This is a genomic window from Flavobacterium sp. KACC 22758 (genome assembly GCF_028736135.1).
In the GTDB taxonomy this organism is placed as follows: domain Bacteria; phylum Bacteroidota; class Bacteroidia; order Flavobacteriales; family Flavobacteriaceae; genus Flavobacterium; species Flavobacterium johnsoniae.
Map to the genome: position 1 here is coordinate 4929033 of NZ_CP117878.1, position 23924 is coordinate 4952956.

A 23924-nucleotide genomic window follows, 5' to 3' on the forward strand; every position below is an offset into this window, starting at 1 on the left:
CGAATTAAAATCTAAAGTGAGAGAATGCTTTATTAGCCTCTGCCATTTTGTGAGTATCCATTCTTTTCTTAACCGCAGCACCTTCTTCTTTAGCAGCAGCTAAACACTCTGACGCTAAACGTTGTGCCATAGATTTTTCATTTCTTCTTCTAGCATAAAGTATTAACCACTTCATAGCCATAGAAATTTTTCTGTCCGGACGAATCTGCATTGGGATTTGGAATGTAGCTCCACCTACTCTACGGCTACGTACTTCTACGTGAGGCATAACGTTTGTTAAAGCATCTTTCCAAATTTCTAATGAAGTTTTTTCATCATTTTGCTTTTTAGTTTCGATGATATCAATAGCATCATAAAATACTTTAAAAGCTGTAGATTTCTTACCATCCCACATTAAGTTATTCACAAAACGTGTTACTAATTGGTCGTTAAACCTAGGATCCGGTAAAAGTGGTCTTTTCTTTGCCGCTCTTTTTCTCATGTCTTTTTCTTAAAAGTTTTTAAATTACTTTTTTGCTTCTTTTGGGCGTTTAGCACCGTACTTAGATCTTCTTTGCGTTCTTCCCGCAACACCTGACGTATCAAGCGCTCCACGAACGATATGATATCTAACACCTGGTAAATCTTTTACCCTTCCGCCTCTAACTAATACTATCGAGTGCTCTTGTAGATTGTGTCCTTCTCCAGGAATGTAAGCATTCACCTCATTACCATTTGTCAAACGTACACGCGCAACTTTACGCATTGCAGAGTTTGGTTTTTTTGGTGTAGTAGTGTAAACACGCGTACAAACCCCTCTTCTTTGAGGACAAGAATCTAAAGCAACCGATTTACTCTTCTTAGTTATCTGAGTTCTTCCTGTTCTTACTAATTGTTGAATTGTTGGCATAATTAATACTAAAAATTAATATGATATTAAATTCCCGCTTTTTACGGGGTTGCAAATGTATAAAATAAATTTCACTATACAAACGTTAATCTATTAATTTTCAACAACATTATTTAATTGTATGTTTTTACAAACAAACAATAGATATTTGCATCACATATAATCAAACAAAAACCTTTATTCTTGAAACTGTTTTTTCAAACATTCTTGTTCATTATAATAAGCACCTCGGCTTACACTCAAAACTTTTACCTAAAAATAAACGGTTCGAATACTCTTGAAAATAAAACTATTGACTCTTTATCCTATGCAACAATTCACCATAATACAAAATCACTTTTCGACGAAATTAAAAACACTTCTGAAAAACTTTCAAAAGAAGGTTATATAGACAACAAGATTATTGAAACTAAAAAAACAAATGACAGTTCATACATCTCCTTCTTGGAATTAAAAAACAAAATAAGATACATACATATATATATAGGTACAAATTATATTGTTTCTAATTTCAAAAAGAAACAAAACGACACCATAATAATACCGTATAATGAAATCGAAAGCTATTTAGAAAAAGAAACTTCAATTGCCGAAAAATCAGGTTATTCACTCAACAAAATCAAACTTGAAAACATTCAAAGAAAAAACGCAATAATTTATGCAGATCTGAATTTCAAAAAAGAAAAAAAACGAGTTGTAAATTCAATCATCCTAAATTACACAAATCAGAGTTCGTCTGACTTCTTTCCTAAAGGTCATCTAAAACAACTCAACAAAAAATATCTAAATAAAACTTTTAATCAAGAAATATTAAAAGAGCTCTACGAAGACATTAATAATTTTGAGTTTGTTTCACAAACAAAATATCCTGAAATACTTTTTACGAATGACTCTACCAAAATCTACACCTATATAGAAAAAAGAAAAGCAAACACTTTTGACGGCTTTATTGGATTTTCAAATAATGAAGACAAAAAAGTGAGATTGAATGGCTACTTAGACGTTTCATTAATAAACACTCTCCATGCCGGAGAACATTTTTCGTTATACTGGAAAAGCGACGGAAATCAACAAAAAACTTTTAGCACCAAACTAGAAATACCTTACATATTTAAAACTTCGCTCGCAATAAAGGCACAGTTAAATATTTTCAAACAAGACAGTACTTTTCAAAATACAAAAACAGCTATTGAATTGGGATATCTCTTAAATTACAATTCAAAAATTTACCTAGGCTATCAAGCAACAGAATCAAGCGACATCCAAAACACAAACAATTCAAACATAAGTGATTTTAAAAATTCATTTATTACATCAAATTACGAATACAAGAAAATTGACTACACTAACACTCTTTTTCCATTAAAATCTTTTTTTAACTGCACAATAGGATACGGAAAAAGAAACACCAACAACTTGCCAGAAACAGCAGAACCAAGCAGTCAATTTTACACAAATCTAAATTTAGCATACAACATTGAACTAAACAAGAAGAATTTTATATACATCAACCCGCAACTACTTTACCTGAAAAGCACAAATTACATAAACAATGAATTATTTCGTTTTGGCGGAATGAATTCAATTAGAGGATTTGCAGAAAACAGCTTGCAAGGCAATAGTATAAATTTACTATTAACTGAATATCGCTTTCTGGCAAATCAAAATCTTTATCTTCATTCAATTTTAGATTACGGCTTATACCAAGATCAAACATCTCCTGAAAATAAAAAATTCAACAATTTAATATCAGTTGGAATAGGCATTGGAATATTAACATCCAATGGACTTCTAAAACTAACAATAGCAAACGGCACAATAAACAATAGCAATATTAAATTTTACAATAGCATTTTAAACTTATCCTATAATGTAAAATTCTAATTCATATACCATAAAACATAAATAACCGAAACTTTTAAAAAAGGGATTTAGCTCTAAAAAAAACAATTACAGCCGCATTGTTAAATTATCATAAAGTCATTTTTTAACAAAAAAAATAAAATTACACTTCTGCGTTTTTTATACATATAAGTAGCTTTTTTTATAAAAGAAAACCATTTTTAACAAAAAGCCTATCATAAAGAGGATAATTTTTATAGTATAAAAGTTATAAAAAAAACAATAAATGACTAAGTATTAATAAATTTAACATTTATTCGTGCGTAAATATTTTTAATTATTATCATAATTTACCTTAAATTCTGAGAATTCCTAAATCAGATGCTTTTATTAACAATAAAAAAACAAAATCATAGAGCAAAATCATAATTTAACTAAAAAAAAAGCTTTTAATATTAGGAAAGTTAACAAATTATTAAGAGTTTTGCGATACTAATTCAAAATATTTAAAAATGAAACTAAAGTTCAATGGATTCTTAGTGCTTTTATTAGTACTAGTTGCGCAACTTTCTTTTGCGCAAGAAAGAGCTGTTTCTGGAACAGTTTCTGATAATGCAGGAATGCCTTTGCCAGGTGTTAGTGTATTAGTTAAAGGAACTAAAGCAGGAACGCAAACTGACTTTGATGGTAAATTCTCTATCAAAGCATCTTCAAGCCAAGTTTTGGTATTTAGCTACATTGGGATGAAAACTCAAGAAGTAGCAGCAAGTTCATCTGTAATCAATGTTAAATTGAGCGGAGATGCACAAGAACTTGAAAGTGTTGTTGTAACAACAGCTTTGGGTATCAAAAGAGAGAAAAAATCTCTTGGATACGCAACTCAAGAGGTTAAAGGTTCTGACTTAAGAAGCGGAACTTCAAGTGGAAACTTCTTGAATGAACTTTCAGGTAAAGCAGCCGGTGTTAATATTACTAGAAACTCAAACTTTGGAGGTTCTACAAGTGCTATCTCACGTGGTGTAAAAGCTATTGGACAAACTAACGAGATGCTTATTGTTATTGATGGTATGCCAATCAACAACTCAAACACTTCTACTGACGGTTTAACATCACAATCTACAGGTAGACAAGGTTATGACTATGGTAACAATGGTATGGACATTAACCCAGAAGACATCGAAAGTATCAACGTATTGAAAGGTGCTGCTGCATCTGCATTATACGGATATTTAGCTGGTAACGGGGTATTAATGATTACTACTAAAAAAGGTAAAGCTAAAAAAGGACTTGGAATTACTGTTTCATCTGAAGTAGTATCTGGGACTATTGATAAAAGTACTTTCGTAAAATATCAAAAAAATTACGGTGCTGGTTACGGATCTGGATCTTTCACAAACAATACAGATGTTGATGGAGACGGTGTAATTGACAGAGTTGTAGGTTTTGGAGATGATGCTTCTGTAGGTAGCGCATACGATCCTTCAATCAATGTTTACCAATGGGATGCTTTTTCTGCATATCCTGGAAACCCAAATTATGGAAAAGCTACTCCTTGGAAGGCTGCAGCTAATGATCCAACTTCATTCTTTAAAAACTCACTTTCATTAGTAAACAGTATCTCTTTCGAAGATGCTAACGACAAATCGAATATTGTTTTTAACTACACTAACACTAAACAAACTGGTATTTTACCAAATAGTGAAATAAACAAAAACAACTTCAGTTTAAAAATAAACCACCAATTTTCTGACAGATTATCTCTTAGCACATTTGCTAACTTCTCAAATCAGAATGCAGTTGGTAGAAACATGACTGGATACAGTGATAACATGATCTCTGGTTTCCGTCAGTGGTGGCAGACAAATGTTGATATTAAAGAATTAGAACAAGCTTACAACAACTCTGGAGGACAAAACATTACTTGGAATAGAAAATCTATCGAAGATGGATCTCCAGCTTATTGGAACAACCCTTATTTTGAGCGTTACCAAAACTATCAAAATGATACAAGAAACCGTTTTGTAGGATATGCTAACTTCACTTACAAAATTGCTGAATGGTTATCTGCAACTGCAAAAATCTCTACAGATACTTATGATGAGATTCGTGAAGAAAGAGTTGCTGTTGGATCTGTATCAAAAGTTTTTGGTATCAATGCATTAGATGAAAAATCAGGTTACCAACGTTACAATGGTAACTTCTCTGAGCAGAACTACGATTTATTACTTACATTTAAGAAAAATTTCGGAGAGAAATTCAGTTTAAATGGTGTAGCTGGGGGAACTATCAGAAGAAACGTATTCAATACAATTACTGCTTCTACACAAGGAGGTCTTATCATTCCTGGTCTTTACAGCTTAGCTAACTCTGTTGACGCAAGTCCATATCCATATGAAAGAGCTACAAAAAGTGGTGTAAACAGTTACTATGTTTCTGCTTCATTAGGTTATGTTGATGCACTTTTCTTAGATGCTACTGCACGTAGAGATGCATTTTCTAACTTACCAGTAGATAACAATGCATTAGAAAGCTACTCTGTTTCAGGAAGCTGGGTATTCACTAAAGCAATCGACGCTAGCTGGTTAACTTTTGGTAAACTTAGAGCAGGTTATTCTGAAAGCCCACTTGGTACGCCAGGACAAGCTTTAATAGATACTTATTCTAAACTTGACGCATTTAACGGACAACAACAATACTCTGTAAATAACATCAAAAACAACCCAGATTTAGAGCCAATTAAAACAAAAACACAAGAGATTGGTCTTGAGATGCAATTCTTTAAAAGAAGGCTAGGTTTTGACGTGAGTGTTTACAAAAACGTAAACAACGGAGAAGCAATTAACGTTCCTTACTCTACTGCAACTGGTAATTCTAGCCGTTATATTAACGCTGCTAACATCCAAAATAAAGGTATCGAGGTTCAATTTAACGCAACTCCAGTTAAAACAAACAATTTCGCTTGGGACATTATGGTTAACTGGTCTAAAAACGAAAATAAAGTAACAGCTTTAGCTGACGGAATCGAAAACTTACAAATTAGTTCATTCCCTGGTACTGTTACATTAAATGCTGTAGTAGGACAACCTTTTGGAGTTTTAAAAGGAACTGACTACACTTACACTGCAGATGGTCAACCAATTATCAACCCTACAACAGGAAGATACGTAGTAAACACATCTACAAACAACATTATTGGAAACGTTAATCCAGACTGGATTGGTGGTATCCGTAACAAATTCTCTTACAAAAACTTATCTTTCAGCTTCTTAATCGATGCTAAACACGGTGGAGATGTATTCTCAACTGACCAATGGTATGGAATTGGAACTGGATTAACAGACGAAACTGGAGGACTTAACGATTTAGGAAATCCTTTAAGAAATACTGTAGCTAATGGTGGTGGTATTATCCTTCCAGGTGTTTACGCTGATGGAACTCCTAACACTACAAGAACTGAGTACGTAGTAGCTGCTCAAGGAGCTGTAACTAATGCTTACACTAATGGTCCAAGAAAAGTAGCTGTTTACGACGCTGGATTCATCAAATTAAGAGAGGTTAATATTTCATATTCTTTACCAAGTTCATTAGTTTCTAAAATGAAATTGACAGACATGAGAGTTTCTCTTATTGGATCTAACTTATGGATAATCCAAAAAAACCTTCCTGATGCAGATCCAGAAAGTGGATTAGGATCTAACGCTGGTTCTATGGGTGTATCTCTAGGATCTTTACCTACAACTAGAAACATTGGTTGTAACCTAACAATAAAATTCTAAGCTATGAAAAATAGACTATTATTATTAATCCCGATCATAAGCCTGTTTGCTTCATCATGTACTGATGATATTACAGGATTAAATACGGACACTAAACGTCCAACATATACTGAAGCTAATTACTTATTCACTAATGCAGAACACGCAATGGTTGACCAAGTAACAAGTACTTCTGTAAACTATAATGTTTTTAGATTATTTGCTCAACACTGGGCAGAGGTACAATATCCTCAAGAATCTCAATACGATCTTACTGGACGTAAAATTCCAGATACTCACTGGTTAGTTTACTACCGTGACGTATTAAGAGATTACAAAGAGGCTAGAAACCTATTAGTTTCTCAAAAAGCAAATTTCGTAGGAACAGCTGAAGAAGCAATTGCTATTGATAATAAAATTGCAATTATTGATATCGTTTCAGCTTATTCTTATGGTATTTTAGTTGACACATTTGGAGATGTTCCTTATACTCAGGCTTTAGATATTCTTAATTATCCATTACCACAGTATGATGACGCTCAAACGATCTACAAAGATCTTATTGCAAAATTAACTGCTGCTTCAAACTCTTTAGATACAAGCGTAGGAAGTTTTGGTTCTGCTGATTTAATCTACGGAGGTAATACTGCAAGCTGGGCAAAATTTGCTAATTCATTACGTTTAAGAATGGCAATTAACATGCATGATGTAGATGCTGCTTATGCAACTACACAAGCTAACGCTGCAATTACAGATGGTATTTTTACATCAAGCGCTGATGGTGCATATATGACTTACGCAAGTACACAGCCAAATGCTAACCCATTATATGTTGATTTAGTAGCTAGCGGACGTAATGACTTTATCCCTGCAGATACTTTTGTAAATAAATTAAATTCACTTCAAGATCCAAGAAGAGCTAAATACTTTACAGAATTCCCAGAAGGATCTGGACAGTATCTTGGTGGAAAATATGGTTCAGTTAACGTATACGGAAGCTTCTCTCATATTACTACAACAATTCAGGCTCCAACATATCCTGGTGTATTATTAACTTATTCTGAAGTTGAATTCTTGCTAGCTGAGGCTGTAGAAAGAGGCATCACTGCTGGTTCTGCTGCGACTCATTATAACAATGCAGTTACTGCTTCATTACAAGATTGGAATGTTTCTAATACTGATATCGCTGCTTACTTAACAAAACCAGAAGTTGCTTATGCTACTGCAGCTGGAACTTGGAAACAAAAAATTGGTGAACAAGCTTGGATTGCTTACTACAACAGAGGATTTGAAGCATGGACTTCTTACAGAAGACTTGACTTCCCTGCTCTTGTTGCTCCAGCTGGTACTTTTGGTGATATCACTGAAGTTCCTAAACGTTATTCTTACCCTGGAATTGAGCAAACGTTGAACAAAACTAATTACCAAGCTGCGGTTTCTAAGTTAGGTAATGACAAAGTAACAACTCACGTTTTCTGGGATAAATTCTAATAATTAATAATATTAATATGAAAAGATATATAAAACAAATTGCTGCATTAGCTATGCTTGTTGCTTTCGCATCTTGTTCTTCGGATGACGATGTTGCAATGGCAGATAATGTAGGAGGAAGTGTTGCTCCACAAACGGCTAGTATCAGCCGTTTAGACAACAACTATAACCTGCCTTCTAAAATTTATACTAAAGAAGGAGTAACGGCTACTAAAGTTGAGATTTACAAAAATACTGCTGCTGCAAGCGAAGTATTTGTACGTGGAGCTAAAGTTTCTGATGCTACAATTGCTGATGGTGTTGCTTCATTCAATACTTCTACATTAGGAAGCTTTGACGTTTTCCCTAATACAGCTACACCTCCGGTAAACATTGCTAAAACTGGTACTTTTTCGTTGTTAATCGTTTCAACTTATTCAGACGGTTCTACAACAACAATGCCTTTCACACTTACAGTAGGAAAAGGAATTGTTTGGAAAGTATATAACGATGATGGTGACCTTGTAACAAATGCTACAAGCGGAGTATCATCTTTTAAACTTAACGATCCAACTCCAGTAGAAATTCATTATGCTACAGTTAAAAAAGCTACAACAACTATTCAATCTGTAGTAGGAGAATGGAGCAAAAACGATGGAGCTTTTAGTTCGCTTCCTGGTACTTTCGCGACTACAGCAGGAACTATTGACATCGCTAACATTCCTTACTCTACGTATGGAGGACTTGTAGCTGGAGATAAAATCACTTATAGATTTACTGTTACTGCAGGAACTCAAACAGATGTAATCTCAACAACAGTTACTATCGCTGATCAAACTTTCGGATCTGCATTAAATGGAAGTATCTCTAATAGTGCTTCTGCTAGCAAATTTAGTTTCTTAACAGGATCAAGCTATGATTCTACAAACACTGCTAATGCTGAAATACAATTTGTAAGCCCATTCGGTATCGCTGCTTTTGGAGAAACTCCAATTGATTTTGTTAAAGCTGCTGGTTTAGATTATGCTACTGCTAATTTATTTGCTGCTGAGACTGCTTATACTGCAGGTGCAAAAGTTACTTCATTAACTAATCTAAATGTTGGTGATGTTGTAGTTTACAAAGTCACTAGAAGTGTTAACTTCGGAACGGCATCATCTCCAGAATACCACGATGTTCTTTACACTGGAATCTTAAAAGTTAGTGACAAAGTTCAAGGTGCAACTAGCCAAGAACTTAAATTCTCTTTCAAAGAAGGAGTATTATCTGTAGCTGAAGAAGATTAATCATCTTTTCTAAGATTATATATTTAAAACCATCCCATTCGGGATGGTTTTTTTATATAAACAATATACCTATATTTGCTACATGGAAAAAGAACATCAAATATTTGGCATTAGAGCCATTATAGAAGCAATACAAGCAGGTCAGGAAGTCGACAAAGTATTTATACAAAAAGAGATTTCAGGAGAGTTAATGAAAGATTTGATGAAGGTTATGAAACGTGCCAACATCAATTTCTCTTACGTTCCTGTTGAAAAATTAAATCGGTTAACGCCAAACAACCACCAAGGTGCTGTTGCTACAATTTCACCAATTGGGTTTATCGATATAGAACATCTTGTTGAATCAACTATTGCTTCGGGTTCAAAACCTCTTTTTTTAATTTTAGATCAAATCTCTGATGCCCGAAATTTTGGTGCTATAATCAGAACTGCAGAATGTACTGGTGTAAATGGTATCATTGTTCAAAAAGCAGGTTCAGCGCCGGTAAATGGCGACACTGTTAAAACTTCGGCAGGCGCTGTTTTTAATGTGCCAATCTGTAAGGTTGAACATATTAAAGATGCTATTTTTTATTTACAGGGTTCAGGAATTAAAACGGTTGCTGCAACTGAAAAAACAGATCAAAACATTTATGATTTATCATTAAATGAACCATTGGCTATTATAATGGGATCTGAAGATCGAGGAATAAATCCTTCTGTTCTTAAAATCGTAGATGAAAAAGCAAAATTACCAATGTTTGGATCTATAGGATCATTAAATGTATCTGTTGCCTGCGGAGCATTTTTATACGAAGCTGTCCGTCAAAGAAGTTAAGTAACATAGAATTAGGAATGACAATTAAATAAAACAATTTATGTCTTTAAACCCTAATCATACCATACTAAATAAAAAAGCATGTTCAATACTTGTAATGTTTTTAATTACAAGTATTAGCTGCGGACAAACCATACACTACAATCAATTTTGGGGAGAAGTTCAATTTAACAGAACCATCAATGAAAAATGGTCAACAGAACTAAATCTTGGCACTAGCTACAGCAGTACAGAATCATCTCCGAATATATTTGAACAAAACACTCAAAGATCTTTTCGCGGCTGGGGACATTATTATTTAAATCCACGTTGGAAGCTTTCTTCTTTTATAGCTTATTACAACAACAAAGATGTTCCGGAAATTGGTCAATTCGAATCTCCTGAATGGCGGTTTGCTTTACAGGGTATTTATTATTTTCATAAAACGGGATACACACTTAGCACAAGAATGCGTACCGAACTTCGACACATGAGAAACGAAGATGACACTTATGAAAATGTGATTCGATATCGGCAGCAAATTAAATACTTAAAACCAATAAATAGTAAAGTTCTTCGAAGTGGTGTTGTTTACGCTATTGCTTCTGATGAGATTTTTTTAAAATCAGAAACCAAAGTAACCGGATTAAGTTTTTTTGACAGAAACAGATTAAATCTTGGAGCCGGGTATTTGTTTACAGATGACATTCAACTTGAGATAACTTATGCAAATGAATATCTGCCTAGAGATAACGGAAATCAAATCGTAAATGCAGGTTCACTAACTCTTACTTTCAACAATCTGTTTAAAAACCTAAGCAAAAAACTTTTACATCAAACTCCTCAAGAAAATGATGAATAGTTTTACTTATCTTCTTTCTTTAAAAAACAAGCCAGCTGTTTTACAATTTCGTCTTTGTGGAGTTTGAAATTATAATCTCGAATAAACTCTGTCCCTTTCATGTTTATAGTCGCCACAAGTGCTTCAAACTTAGAGAAAGCTTCTAAATCTTTAGAATCTATTAAATACAAAACCTGCATAACAGAATCATTTTGTATATACTGCGTATCATAATGAGTCAGCTTGTAGGCATTTTTATCTGCAAGATGTATCACTAAATCATCTGTAATTTTTTTACCTATCTTTTTTTCAGGGAAAGGAGTTGGCTGCAAGGCAACAAAATAACTTTCTTTATCTGTTACAATATTTATTTTTAATGATTTTGATTTTGTTGTATAAAACACTTCCGGATCAGAATAATAAATCATAGAACCATCTGCAAGCACTCTGTTTTTTATCTCACATTGTGCAAAAGATTTATTTCCTAAAATCAATAAAATCAAACCTGTAAAAAAAAGTTTTTTCATACTATCAGAAAATGAAATTAAAAATGGTCTTAAACAAAATTAAGCATTTTAATTAAACCCCGTTTACATTTCAACCTTTATCTCCTGATTCTGATTTTGTTACAATATAATTTACAGTAATATTCGAATTAAAAAAAGAATCTAAATTTTCTGTTTCTTCTTCAACAACTTCGGTATTCACAAAATTACCATCTTCATCAAAATGTTTCATGAAAGGATCAGCTGAAGGATCAAAGTCTGGTCTTTGCCAATCGTAAATTATAGGTTTTGTATATTCGGGAGTTTTATAATACAGTGAAAGTCCAAATCCTGTTATGAATCCGCCCAGATGACCTTCCCAGGAGATTGTTTTATCAACATCTGGAAATACATACCAGATCATTCCGCCATAGAGCAGGATAACCGACAATGAAAGTGCCACTAATCGATAATATTTAGTTTGAATTCCTTTAAAGAAAATAAAGCTGACCAAAACATAAATTAGTCCGCTTGCTCCAATATGAAAATTTGCCCTGCCGATAATCCAGGTTATTAAGCCCGAAAATAAAATTCCAAAAACAATTACCACAAATGACTGTTTCGGATAAAAAAATTGCAATGCTGCCAATAATACTAAAAGCGGAATTGAATTATTATATAAATGCTCTAAGTTTTCATGAATAAAAGGACTAAATAATACACCTTGCAATCCGGAAAAATCTCTCGGATAAATTCCGTTTTGATAAAAATCGACATCAAAACGAATTTGAATCCAATAAATTATCCATAAAAAAAGCACAAAAAACAGCGGAAGTCCAACAACTGCATTCGAAAATTTAAAGTGATTATCATTCATATAGTTTCAGGTCAAAGTTGTAGATACCGACATCAAAAAACTATCCAAAGAAAATCTACTGATATTTTGTCAGCTGCATGATTTTTTGTTAAATGTTTTACAATTGAATTCGTATATCACTCTTGAAGCAATAAAATTAATTTTGAAAATAGTAATTTTACAAAATGGAAGCACCTTTAGCAGAGCGTATTCGCCCACGGACACTAGAAGATTATATAAGTCAAAGTCATTTGGTAGGCCCGAATGGGTCTTTAACGCAGCAAATTTCGAAAGGAATAATTCCGTCCTTAATTTTTTGGGGACCGCCGGGAACTGGAAAAACGACTCTGGCACAAATTATTGCGCAAGAATCTAAACGTCCCTTTTATGAACTGAGTGCCATAAATTCTGGGGTTAAAGATATTAGAGATGTAATCGAAAAAGCAAAACAAAGCGGAGGACTTTTTACTGCCAAAAATCCTATTTTATTTATTGATGAGATTCACCGATTCAGCAAATCGCAGCAGGATTCACTTTTGGCTGCTGTTGAAAAAGGATGGATAACACTTATTGGTGCAACCACAGAAAACCCAAGTTTTGAGGTCATTCCCGCATTATTATCCCGAAGTCAGGTTTATATACTAAACGCATTTACGAAAGACGATTTAGAGGCGTTATTACACCGCGCCATAAAAATTGACAAAGAACTTTCTTCAAAAAATATAACCCTTAAAGAAACAGAAGCTTTATTAAGACTTTCTGGAGGTGACGGAAGAAAACTACTCAACATTTTTGAGCTTGTAGTTAATGCAGCTGCAAGTGATGAAATAGTAATAACAAATGATCGCGTTCTTGCATTAGTTCAGCAAAATACCGTTTTGTATGATAAAACTGGAGAGCAGCATTATGACATTGTTTCTGCTTTTATAAAATCAATAAGAGGAAGCGACCCTAACGGGGCTGTTTATTGGCTGGCAAGAATGATCGAAGGCGGTGAAGATGTAAAATTCATAGCACGAAGAATGCTTATTTTATCGAGCGAAGATATTGGAAATGCAAATCCAACAGCGTTTATCATGGCTAATAATACTTTTCAGGCCGTTTCTACAATTGGATATCCGGAAAGCCGAATCATTTTAAGCCAATGCGCTATTTACCTCGCAACATCGCCAAAAAGCAATGCATCGTATATGGCCATTGGAAACGCACAGCAGTTAGTAAAACAAACGGGCGATTTACCGGTTCCAATTCACTTAAGAAATGCGCCGACTAAACTTATGAAAGAGTTAGGTTATGGTGAAGACTATAAATATTCGCATGATTATGCCAATAATTTTGCCGAACAGGAATTTCTTCCTGATGCTATAAAAGAAACGGTTCTTTACAATCCAGGAAGCAATTCAAGAGAGAACAGCAACCGCGAATTTTTAAAGAACCGCTGGAAAGATAAATACGGATATTAAATCCGTATTTTATTTAAAATTTTACAGAAATTTTTTCTGAAACTAATTTATCATTTTGGTAGTATTCAAAATACCAGCCATTATCTTTTGCATTTAAAGAACCTTGAACGCCATCTTTAATTGCGATAAAAGAATCCTGACGTGAAGTTTTAAGTAATTTCATGACAACTTTTGGTGTTTTGTCAATCAATTGATATCCATTTTCAGTTGGCTGTGCATATAATAAATTTGGATCTGAAACATCCGGAGTAGGAATCACAGTAGTCGCTGCAACCGTTGAAACAACTGGAGCACTTGTTTGAGCGACCTGAGTTGTAACTGTTTTACCATTATACTTATAATGCTGTGCAATAATAGAAATAAAAGCGTTATCTAAGCTTTCTTTATAAGCTGCTTCATAATCTTTTTCCCTGCTCTTTCCTGTTTCAGATGTATAAACTATTTTTCCGTAACAATCTTTAAACTCTACAAAAAGCTTTGTCACCAAAAAAGCATTGTCTTTTTTTACATCAACATAAAGTAATTCACATCTGTCACCTAAACCTGCCGGCATTTCTTCGTTAGCATAATAAGCTTTAAAACCCGCTTTAAGAAGATTAGATTTTGTTAAAGTTGCTAATCTGTACTGATTTTCAGTTTTCATAAAATCGTACTTTACTGGTATTATTACAGCTTTATAATCGTTAATAGATTGCGAGAATCCAAAAACTGAACAAAGAAGCAAAGTCAATAAAACTTTTAATTTCATAATTATAAATATTTTTTAAGTTCTAATAAATGATTAATTTGTTTATAGTTTTGAGGTGTTTCGATATTTTTTACATTAAAAAAAATAGCGTCCATACCTGCATTTAAAGCTCCGTTAACATCGGCATCAAAATCATCTCCAACCATAATACTGTTTTCTTTTGATGACTGAGCCAAATTGACAGCATAATCAAAGATAATACTATTTGGCTTTTTAACACCTGCTAATTCAGAATTCGTAATCGTCGTAAAATAACCTCCAAGCGAAGCATTATTAATTTTCTTTTCCTGAACATGAGCAAAACCATTCGTAATAATGTGAAGTTTATACTTTGGTTTTAAATATTCCAAAACCTCAATTGCACCATCAAAAAGATAATTATTATCAGTTAGAAACTCTATATAATCGTTTGAAATCTGATCAATATTTTCATCTGTCATTGAATAATTCAAAGCATCAAAAGAAAACTTGAGTCTATTATAACGCAATTCCTGATGCGTAATTTGATCGTTTTGATATAATCTCCAGCATTCCTGATTTATTGGAAGATATTTTTCAATAAAATCTTCAATTTTGATTCCTTCGAAATTGTTTTTAAAAATACGATCAAAAGCCATTTGAGAGTTTTTATCAAAGTCCCACAATGTATGATCTAAATCAAAAAAAATGTCTGTAATATTAGTATTCATAGATTAGAAAATTCCTTCATCTACAAAACTATAATATTTTGTTTCAGTTATAATCAAATGGTCTAAAATTTTAACATCTAATATCTCTCCCGCCGTTTTTATTTTCTTAGTAATCTGTTTATCAGCCTGACTTGGATTTAACTCTCCAGAAGGATGATTATGGCACAAAATCAAACCAGTAGCGCCATTTTCTAATCCCAATTTAAAAACCAACCGCACATCTACAATTGTCCCGGCAATACCTCCTTTACTTAATTGTGCTTTAGAAATTACCTTATTTGAATTATTAAGAAAAAGCACCCAAAATTCTTCGTGAGGAAGTTCGCCAATAATTGGCTGCATAATAGTAAAGGCATCTTTACTCGAAGTTATTTTTTTTAACTTCAATATATCTTCCGCTCTCTGTCTTCTGCCTAATTCTAATGCGGCAACGATTGAAACTGCTTTGGCCTCTCCTATTCCTTTAAACTTTATTAACTGCGAAACAGACATTTTCCATAAAGAGTTTAAATTTTTAGCAGAAGCTAAAATCCGCTGGCTTAATGCAACAGCAGATTCGTTACGACTTCCAGAACCAATTAAAATAGCCATTAATTCAGCATCACTCAGAGCCTCTTTGCCCTTAAGCATTAATTTTTCGCGAGGCTTATCATCTTCTGACCAATCTCTTATAGCAAAATGACTTCCTTCCATAATCAAATAATTTAAGAAGCGAATATATATTAAAAAGAAGAAAAATCTTTCAAAAAATATATTTGATTTTAAATTTTTAATCTTCTTATAGCTTTTCAAATCATATCCGAAAAATAAAAAACAGAAACAATATATTAAAAAAAGCCGGCTGTAAAAACAGCCGGCCTATTATCTAATTTTCAAATTGGCTAATTCTCTAATTAATCAACCCTTTTACTTCATCAAAATTCAAACCTCCGTAGTTTCCTGAACTCATTAATAAAAGTGCAGAATTATCAAGATTTAAGTTGAATAAATATTCTTTAAATTCAGTTGGATTCGTATAAATAATCAAATCTTTTCTGTTAAATGCAGCTGCAATCTGCTCATAAGTTACTTCTTCAAGCTGTTTAATCTTAACGGCATCTGGCGAATAAAACACAACAGCAACATCAGCATATTCTAATGCTCCTTCATATTCTTTTAAAAATGCAGCATTCAAACTGCTGTAAGTATGCAATTCTAAACACGCCACCAAAGTTCTGTTAGGATATTGCTCTTTAACCGCTTTAGTTGTCGCAGCAACTTTACTTGGCGAATGTGCAAAATCTTTATAAGCTACTTTCCCTTTTCCTTCGGCGATTTTTTCTAAACGTTTAGAAGCACCTTTAAAGCTTGCAATTGCTTCGTAGAAATCTTCTTCGTCAACACCCATATTCTGGCAGATCCATTTTGCTCCAGCCAAATTATTTAAATTGTGAGCTCCAAAAACTTCAATTGGCATATCGCCTTCTGGAGTTTTTAAAAGCGTTACACCATCGGCAACAGAATATTCTGGTGTACTGTAAGGTAATTTACGAATTGGATTTGTTGCAGCTTCTGAAACACGTTTTACTTCTGGGTCATTTTCGTTGTAAACCAAAATTCCGCCATTGGTAATTTTTTCAATAAAAATTTCAAACTGCTCTACATAATTTTCATACGTTGGAAAAACATTAATATGATCCCAGGCAATTCCAGAAATTAAAGCAATATTTGGCTGATACAAATGAAACTTTGGTCGTCTGTCTATAGGTGAAGACAAATACTCATCGCCTTCCAAAACCATAAAATCATTTTCTTCTGTAAGGTGAACCATAGTATCAAAACCTTCCAGCTGTGCTCCTACCATGTAATCAACTGCAATATTATGATAATGCATTACATGCAGAATCATCGAAGTAATCGTAGTTTTTCCGTGAGAACCACCAATCACAACACGAGTTTTATTTTTAGACTGTTCGTATAAAAACTCTGGATATGAATAAATTTTCAATCCCAATTCCTGCGCTTTTAATAATTCAGGATTATCAGCTTTTGCGTGCATTCCTAAAATAATGGCATCAATATCTGCCGTTATCTTTTCAGGAAACCAGCCCAATTCTGCAGGAAGAATTCCTTTTTTTTCTAATCTTGATTTTGAAGGTTCAAAAATAGCATCGTCACTTCCTGTAACCTGATATCCTTTATTATGTAATGCTAATGCAAGGTTGTGCATCGCGCTTCCGCCAATGGCAATGAAATGTGTTTTCATTTAAAATGTTTAATCGTTAAACTGTTTAATCAGTTAATCGAAATAGCAAGTAACTAATAAAACTCAATAATAATTTTCAAAAATAAGGAAATATAAAATGTCACATTTGGTTTTGGGGATAAATTAGTAATTTGTACGAAAATTATTTTTCGCGTATCCCAACCATTTAATAAAAAAAGGCCTCTATATACTAAAAACTACTCTATGAAAAATATGTTATTTGTATTTACTTTGATTTCTTCCACCCTGTTTGCTCAGCAAAATGATAAAAACTGGGCAAAGGTTATTGCATTTGAAAACGAAGGCAAAATTAAATCTGCAAATGAATTAGTTGCCAAAATTTACAAAAAAGCAACAGCAAAAAAGAATGAAACCGAAATGATAAAATGCTTTTTTTATCAGGCCAAATATTTAATGGTAATTGACGAAAATGCCAAAACAAAAATTCTCGACAATCTTAAAACCGATATAAATCGTGTTTCAATTCCGTCAAAAGCCATATTAACATTGATTTATGCAAAATGCCTTAACCATTTTTCAAATTATGATGATTATGCAGTTGTAGTAGACAGCGCTGCGGCTGTTGTTGATGATGAAGCTTCTTTAATTGACCAGGCTGCAGCAACAATTGATACAGCTTCAGTTGATGGTATTGCGCATGATAATGCTTCGATGTATTTAACACCAGAAAAAGAGATTATAGCGCTTTACAATAAAACATTAGAAAATGAAGAAATTCTAAAAAAAACACCTTTAAATAACTATGCCTTAATTTTTGAATTTACTTCAGACAAATTCAAAAACTCAAGTTTGTATGATTATGTATTAGATGAAAACATCACTTTTTATAAAGAAAAAATCGAAAGCTGGAAAATTCCATATTCAGACCTTTTCCAGCACTCAGATAAATTATTGGGCAGTACTGAATCATTTTTAACCCTTAATTTTGATTTTATAAAAGAGGAGCATTTAAAAAAAACCTTGGAGTTATACCAGAAAAAAGAGAAAGACAATCCATCGTTAGAAAATCAATTTGAGCGTGTAAAATACTGTAATAATGCATTAGTTCATTCTGATGAAGCTTTCAGCCAATATTTAGACAAAGCCGAAAAAATCGCTAAAGATGAAAATCTTCTGCAAAAAATAAAACTTGAAAAAGCAGAACTTTTAGCCAATAAAGCTTCAAAAGAGTTTTATCCAGAAAATAATATCGAAGCTCTCAAAATACTTGATGAGATTATACAAATCAATAAAAAAACCAATACGGCAAATTTAGCTTTATTAAAAAAGAGAGAGCTTACTGAAAAGTCAGTATCCATTCAACTTGAAAAGTATATTTACGATAATGAAAACACCAGAACATCTATAAGTTATAAAAACCTGAACGGGCTGAAGGTTTCTTATTATAAGATCAATTTATCTCAGGTAAAGAAATTTCAAAAACAATCTGAAACAGGAAGAGACAGCTTGTGTAAATCAACAATAAAAAATCAAACTCCGGTAATTTCACAGAATTATGATTTAAAAAACAAGAACGATTATTTTGAATACAATACTGAACTGCTGCTTCCTAAATTAACCATTGGGAACTACTTAGTGTATTTTGAAAGTGATTCTGATAGTAAAAACAAAAAAGCTTCTGCTTACGAAGTTATTACGGTTTCAAACATTTCTGTTTTGGCAACGAGACAAGATAAAATTGAAAACTATCAGGTTTTAGATCGAAAAACAGGAAAACCTCTTGAGAATGTAACAGTAAAATCCTCAACTTCTACTGCCAAAACTGACTCGAAAGGAATTGTGTCATTACAATTGAAAAACGAAAGTTATAATTATGAACCTGTTGAATTTTCTATAGGAAATGACAGCATTTTAATTCACAAAAACTACCTGAGATATGTCTCTGATTATGGTTTGTCTGAAAACGAAAGAGCAAATGCCAAAGTCGAATTTTATTTAGACAGAGCTATTTACAGACCTGGACAAACTGTATATTTTAAAGGTATTGCAATTCAAAAAAGCAAAAACAAATCAAGTGTAGTACCAAACACGCCTTTTAAAATTGTTGTAAACGATGTTAATTACCAAAAAATAAATGAATTTGAATTAACAACAAATGAATTTGGTTCGTTTTCAGGCGAATTTGTTCTTCCAAAAAATGGCTTAACAGGTGATTTCCATATCGGCGTGCAAAGACCAGATGATTACACCAAAAAGGAAACAGCAGCAACGTTTTGGAATAACATTAACTTTAATAATTCTACTATTTATTTTAGCGTAGAAGAATACAAACGTCCAAAATTTGAAGTTACTTTCGATGCCAAAAAAGAAAGTTTTAAACTTAATGAATCTGTTAAAATAAAAGGAACAGCAATTGCTTTTGCAGGAAGCAGTATCTCTGACGCGGTTGTTAAATACAGCGTAAACCGATACACAACCTATTTTAGAAATTATTACGGGCGCGAAGAAAACGAGACTTTAGCAGTTGGCGAAACTAAAACCGATGCTTCAGGAAAATTCACAATTGACTTTACGGCATTGCCTTCAAACAATAATTCTAAAGAACAAAGACCTGTTTTCAATTATGAAATTAATGCCTCAATTACAGATATAAACGGCGAAACGCATACGGCGGTAACAACTGTAAAAGTGGGTTATCATGATTTAATTATCGACGCTCTTGTTCCAAACACAATTGAAACAAAAGACAAAAACGAAATCATTTTAAACAGCACAAATTTAAACGGAGAATTTCTGGCTGCCAAAGGCGAAATCAAATTGTACTTTGTAAGTCCGTTTCCAAATAAATTTAAACCAAGAATCTTTAATAGACCTGAAATTGAAACTATTTCTGCTAAAGAATTTGAAGCATTATTTCCGTATGAAATCAACGAAAATCCATTTGCAGAGAAATCTCCGGAAGTTTTATTGTTTTCAAAGAAAGTAGACACGCAAAAAGATAAAAAAATCATTCTTGATTTCATTTCAAATTATAAATCCGGAAATTACAAGATTGTGTTTACTGCCAAAGACAGTTTTCAAAATACAATTGAATCTACAACAAACTTCAACATCAAACAAAGCAAGGACAAATTTCATTCAGACCGCTTATTTTCGGCAGTGCAGATAAATGATGATCCCAAAAAAGATGATTTTGTACTTGTTAAGTTGTCTTCGGTAATTCCTGAACTTTATATTAGTGCCAATGGAAACTATCAAAATAAAGTATATTTTGAAGATACCTTTCATTTGCAAAATCACGAAGCTGTAATCAAAATTCCATTGAAAAATGAATTTGAAAAACAGATAAAAATAGGATTTGAAAGTATTTTCGACAATGCCAGTTTTACTGATGCCATAACTGTAGATCTTAAAACGCAGGAACAAAAACTAGAATGGATAATTGAAACTTTTAGAAATAAAATACAACCCGGAAGCACCGAAACCTGGTCGTTTAAATTAAATGGTGTATCTGCAAAAATAGAAGCCGAAGTTTTAGCTTCAATGTACGACAGCTCATTAGACAAATTCACTAAAAAAGACTGGAACCTTTTAAAGCTTGACCCTTACTATTATAACTCTGTTATGACAAGATCTGCATTAGGTTTTGACATGGCGTATTTATCATTAGAAAACTTAAATGAAATATTTCCTCAAATTGATTTTCATTTTGATGAAATAAAACTAAACTGGTTTGGCTTTGACTTTTACAACAGCCGATTTGGTACTGCTTATTCAGGCATAACAATCGCTGAACTAAAAGACAAAAAAGTGGGAGGTGCAATGATTGAGGGAGAAGCTGATGCTGTTTTAGCAGCAAGTGCACCTCCTGCTGCTCCTTCTGTCATGAGAGAGGAAGCTGTAACAGGTAGTTTTAATGCAAGTAAAAAAGCACCTGGAATACAAGTTAGAGGGAACAGCAATATAGCAGGAAACGAACCTATCTATGTTGTCGATGGTGAAATTATGACTAACATTAAAGATATTGATCCAAAACAGATTCTTTCAATTGAGACATTAGATCCAGAAAAGGCAACTGCATTATACGGAAGCAAAGCTGCAAATGGTGCCATTATCGTTACAACCAAAAAAGCCCTAGAAGCCTTAAGTCAGGTAAAGGCGAGAAAAAATCTTTCTGAAACTGCTTTCTTTTTACCCAATTTAAAAACTGATTCTAAAGGAAAAGTAAGTTTTAATTTCACATCGTCTGAAGCTTTAACCGCTTGGAAATTCCGTTTACTGGCACATAACAAAGATGCTGTTTCCGGCTATTTAGAGAAAAGTGTTATTACTCAAAAGGAATTAATGGTAACTCCTAATTTCCCTCGCTTTTTTAGAGAAAAGGATGAAATTGTGATCAATGCAAAAATCTCTAATATGACGGATCAGGCCAAAACAGGAATTGCTTCTTTACAATTTTTTGATGCGGTAACTATGCTGCCAATTGATTATAAAATGTTGAATACAAAAAATATTAAAAATTTCACCATTTCCTCTCATGGCAATACTTCTGTAAGCTGGACAATTACAATTCCGGAAGGTCTACAGGGCGTTCAGTATAAAATTATAGCAAAAGCCGGCAATTTCTCAGACGGCGAAGAAAACATTCTTCCTGTGTTGACCAATAATATACTCGTTACAGAAAGTATTCCGGTATGGGTAAGAGAAAATTCTACAAAAGAATATAATTTCGAAAATTTAAAAAACAATAATTCTACAACTTTAAAAAATCATCAGTTTACTTTTGAGTACACTTCAAATCCTACATGGCTGGCGATTCAGTCCCTGCCCTATTTAATGGAATATGAACACGAATGTGCTGAACAGACATTTGCACGTTATTATGCTAATTCTTTAGCTTCAGAAATTATTTCCAGTAATCCTAAGATTGCATCTGTTTTTGAAGAATGGAGAAAAAGCGGAAAAACTGTTTCTAAACTGGAAGAAAACGAAGAATTAAAATCTTTAATTCTCGCCGAAACGCCTTGGCTGAATGATGCGCAAAGCGAAGATGAAAAGAAAAAAAATCTGGCTCTCTTGTTTGATTTAGAAAAAATGAAAACTTCTTTAGAAAGTGCTTTTGAAAAATTAAAACAAAAACAAAATACTTCAGGAGCATTTTCATGGTTTGAAGGCGGTTATGAAAATGAATATATAACCAGACATATTTTAGCAGGTTTAGGGCATTTAAATAAACTCACAAAAACGGCTGGAAATAAAGCCGATGAAATTGCTAAAAACGGGATTCCGTTTCTGGACAGTAAATTTATAGAATACCATAAAACAAGAACCAAAAACTTAAAAGAGGTTGATAAGTTAATCTGGTACAATCCCTATTCTGATCTTCACTATTTGTATACCAGAAGTTTCTATTTAGAAAAATATCCGCAGTCAGATACATTAAAGAAAACAATCCAATTGTATCTGGATAAAGCTAAAAAAGACTGGCTCAATTATTCTATTTATGAAAAGGGATTAGCAGCAATAACCCTAAACCGATTTGGAGATAAAGAAACTGCTAAAAAAATTGTAGAAAGCCTAAAAGAAACTTCATCAAACAATGAAGATTGGGGAATGTACTGGATTGCGAATAAATCCGGATGGTATTGGTATCAGGCACCTATAGAAACTCAGGCTTTATTAATTGAGGCTTTCGCTGAAATATCTAACGACACGAAATCTGTTGATGCAATGAAAGTCTGGTTATTAAAAAACAAACAGACTAAAAACTGGCCTACAACTAAATCTACAACCGAAGCCGTTTATGCTTTATTAATGCAGGGTACAGACTGGCTTTCTGTAAAAGACAATACTATTATTAAATTGGGAGATGAAAAAATCATGACCAAAAAACTGGCAGAAAATCAAAAAGAAGCCGAAACAGGTTATATCAAATTAAACTGGAAAGCCGAAGAAGTAAAAAAAGAAATGGCTTCAATAAGCATTCAAAACAAATCCAAAGTTCCGGGATTTGGCGGTGTTTACTGGCAGTATTTTGAAGATTTAGATAAAATTAAAAACGACTCTGGAGCCGTTTTATCAGTTTCAAAAGAATTGTACATAAAGAAAAGTTCTTTAAAAGGAGATCAGCTGCACAGAATTACATCTAAAGATCCTTTAAAAACAGGTGATCTGGTTACAGTTCGTTTAATTATAACTGCGAAAGAAGACTCAGAATATGTTCATTTAAAAGACATGAGAGCTTCTTGTTTTGAACCTGTAAATGTACTTTCTCAATATCAATACAAAAATCGTCTGGGTTATTATATGAGTACCAAAGATGCAGCAACACATTTCTTTTTTGATCAAATCAACAAAGGAACTTATGTTTTAGAATATGATATTCGAGTAAACAACAGCGGTGAATTCTCAAACGGAATTACCACAATTCAAAGTATGTATGCTCCGGAATTTGCAAGTCATACCAAAGGCATTCGAGTAAAAGTGGATTAAGAATTAAAATTCCCAGAAGGGGAATTTCAAATTCCAAAAAGAATGCAATAAAAAATGAAAACCCGACAGGTTTTAAAAACTTGTCGGGTTTTATATTTATAAATCA

At 33.0% G+C, this 23924-nt stretch carries 16 protein-coding genes; 8 read left to right on the forward strand and 8 right to left on the reverse strand.

Translation table 11 applies throughout. From position 1 onward, the window contains the following. Nucleotides 1–4: 4 nt before the first annotated feature. Nucleotides 5–481: a 30S ribosomal protein S7 gene (gene rpsG / locus PQ462_RS20965; protein ID WP_012022493.1), complete on the reverse strand. Its 477-nt coding sequence runs from the start codon at nt 479–481 to the stop codon at nt 5–7. Nucleotides 482–505: 24 nt separating this feature from the next. Beyond that, on the reverse strand, nt 506–889 hold the full coding sequence (gene rpsL, locus PQ462_RS20970) for a 30S ribosomal protein S12 (protein ID WP_007136570.1): 384 nt from the start codon (nt 887–889) through the stop codon (nt 506–508). Nucleotides 890–1096: 207 nt separating this feature from the next. Here rpsL and PQ462_RS20975 point away from each other — a divergent pair, with 207 nt between their 5' ends. The 6 genes from PQ462_RS20975 to PQ462_RS21000 all read left to right on the forward strand — a co-directional run bounded on the left by PQ462_RS20975 (nt 1097) and on the right by PQ462_RS21000 (nt 10900). Next, entirely contained in the window at nt 1097–2773 is a 1677-nt protein-coding gene (locus tag PQ462_RS20975; protein ID WP_274251440.1) for a hypothetical protein, read from the forward strand. 470 nt (nt 2774–3243) lie between these two features. Next, on the forward strand, nt 3244–6507 hold the full coding sequence (locus PQ462_RS20980; RefSeq protein WP_274251441.1) for a SusC/RagA family TonB-linked outer membrane protein: 3264 nt from the start codon (nt 3244–3246) through the stop codon (nt 6505–6507). 3 nt (nt 6508–6510) lie between these two features. Then, on the forward strand, nt 6511–7977 hold the full coding sequence (locus PQ462_RS20985) for a SusD/RagB family nutrient-binding outer membrane lipoprotein (protein WP_274251442.1): 1467 nt from the start codon (nt 6511–6513) through the stop codon (nt 7975–7977). Nucleotides 7978–7994: 17 nt separating this feature from the next. Further along, entirely contained in the window at nt 7995–9242 is a 1248-nt protein-coding gene (locus PQ462_RS20990) for a hypothetical protein (protein ID WP_274251443.1), read from the forward strand. Nucleotides 9243–9324: 82 nt separating this feature from the next. Next, on the forward strand, nt 9325–10059 hold the full coding sequence (gene rlmB / locus PQ462_RS20995; protein WP_012022498.1) for a 23S rRNA (guanosine(2251)-2'-O)-methyltransferase RlmB: 735 nt from the start codon (nt 9325–9327) through the stop codon (nt 10057–10059). A 40-nt stretch (nt 10060–10099) separates the two neighbouring features. Next, nucleotides 10100–10900: a DUF2490 domain-containing protein gene (locus tag PQ462_RS21000; RefSeq protein ID WP_274251444.1), complete on the forward strand. Its 801-nt coding sequence runs from the start codon at nt 10100–10102 to the stop codon at nt 10898–10900. A 2-nt stretch (nt 10901–10902) separates the two neighbouring features. Here the strand turns inward: PQ462_RS21000 and PQ462_RS21005 are convergent, their stop codons facing one another. Further along, nucleotides 10903–11406 (reverse strand): hypothetical protein, encoded by a 504-nt coding sequence (locus tag PQ462_RS21005; RefSeq protein ID WP_073409068.1) that lies wholly within the window; start codon nt 11404–11406, stop codon nt 10903–10905. Nucleotides 11407–11476: 70 nt separating this feature from the next. Beyond that, a complete protein-coding gene (locus tag PQ462_RS21010) occupies nt 11477–12241 on the reverse strand; it encodes a rhomboid family intramembrane serine protease (protein ID WP_274251445.1) in 765 nt (254 codons plus the stop codon). Between the two features lie 164 nt (nt 12242–12405). Here PQ462_RS21010 and PQ462_RS21015 point away from each other — a divergent pair, with 164 nt between their 5' ends. Beyond that, nucleotides 12406–13683 carry a replication-associated recombination protein A gene (locus PQ462_RS21015; RefSeq protein WP_274251446.1) on the forward strand — a complete coding sequence of 426 codons (1278 nt, stop codon included), beginning with the start codon at nt 12406–12408 and terminating at the stop codon, nt 13681–13683. 13 nt (nt 13684–13696) lie between these two features. On the opposite strand, the gene PQ462_RS21020 is transcribed toward PQ462_RS21015, so the two are convergent. The 4 genes from PQ462_RS21020 to PQ462_RS21035 form a co-directional block, all read right to left on the reverse strand. Then, nucleotides 13697–14431, reverse strand: coding sequence for a hypothetical protein (locus PQ462_RS21020; protein WP_274251447.1), 735 nt, complete (start codon nt 14429–14431; stop codon nt 13697–13699). A 2-nt stretch (nt 14432–14433) separates the two neighbouring features. Continuing rightward, nucleotides 14434–15120, reverse strand: coding sequence for a YjjG family noncanonical pyrimidine nucleotidase (locus PQ462_RS21025; protein ID WP_274251448.1), 687 nt, complete (start codon nt 15118–15120; stop codon nt 14434–14436). Between the two features lie 3 nt (nt 15121–15123). Further along, complete coding sequence (gene radC, locus PQ462_RS21030) at nt 15124–15813, reverse strand: RadC family protein (RefSeq protein ID WP_149206207.1); 690 nt, start codon at nt 15811–15813, stop codon at nt 15124–15126. A gap of 196 nt (nt 15814–16009) precedes the next feature. Beyond that, a complete protein-coding gene (locus PQ462_RS21035; protein ID WP_121360077.1) occupies nt 16010–17365 on the reverse strand; it encodes a UDP-N-acetylmuramate--L-alanine ligase in 1356 nt (451 codons plus the stop codon). A gap of 204 nt (nt 17366–17569) precedes the next feature. Here PQ462_RS21035 and PQ462_RS21040 point away from each other — a divergent pair, with 204 nt between their 5' ends. Further along, nucleotides 17570–23818, forward strand: a complete 6249-nt coding sequence (locus PQ462_RS21040) for an alpha-2-macroglobulin family protein (protein WP_274251449.1) — start codon at nt 17570–17572, stop codon at nt 23816–23818. The last annotated feature ends 106 nt before the right edge of the window (nt 23819–23924 follow it).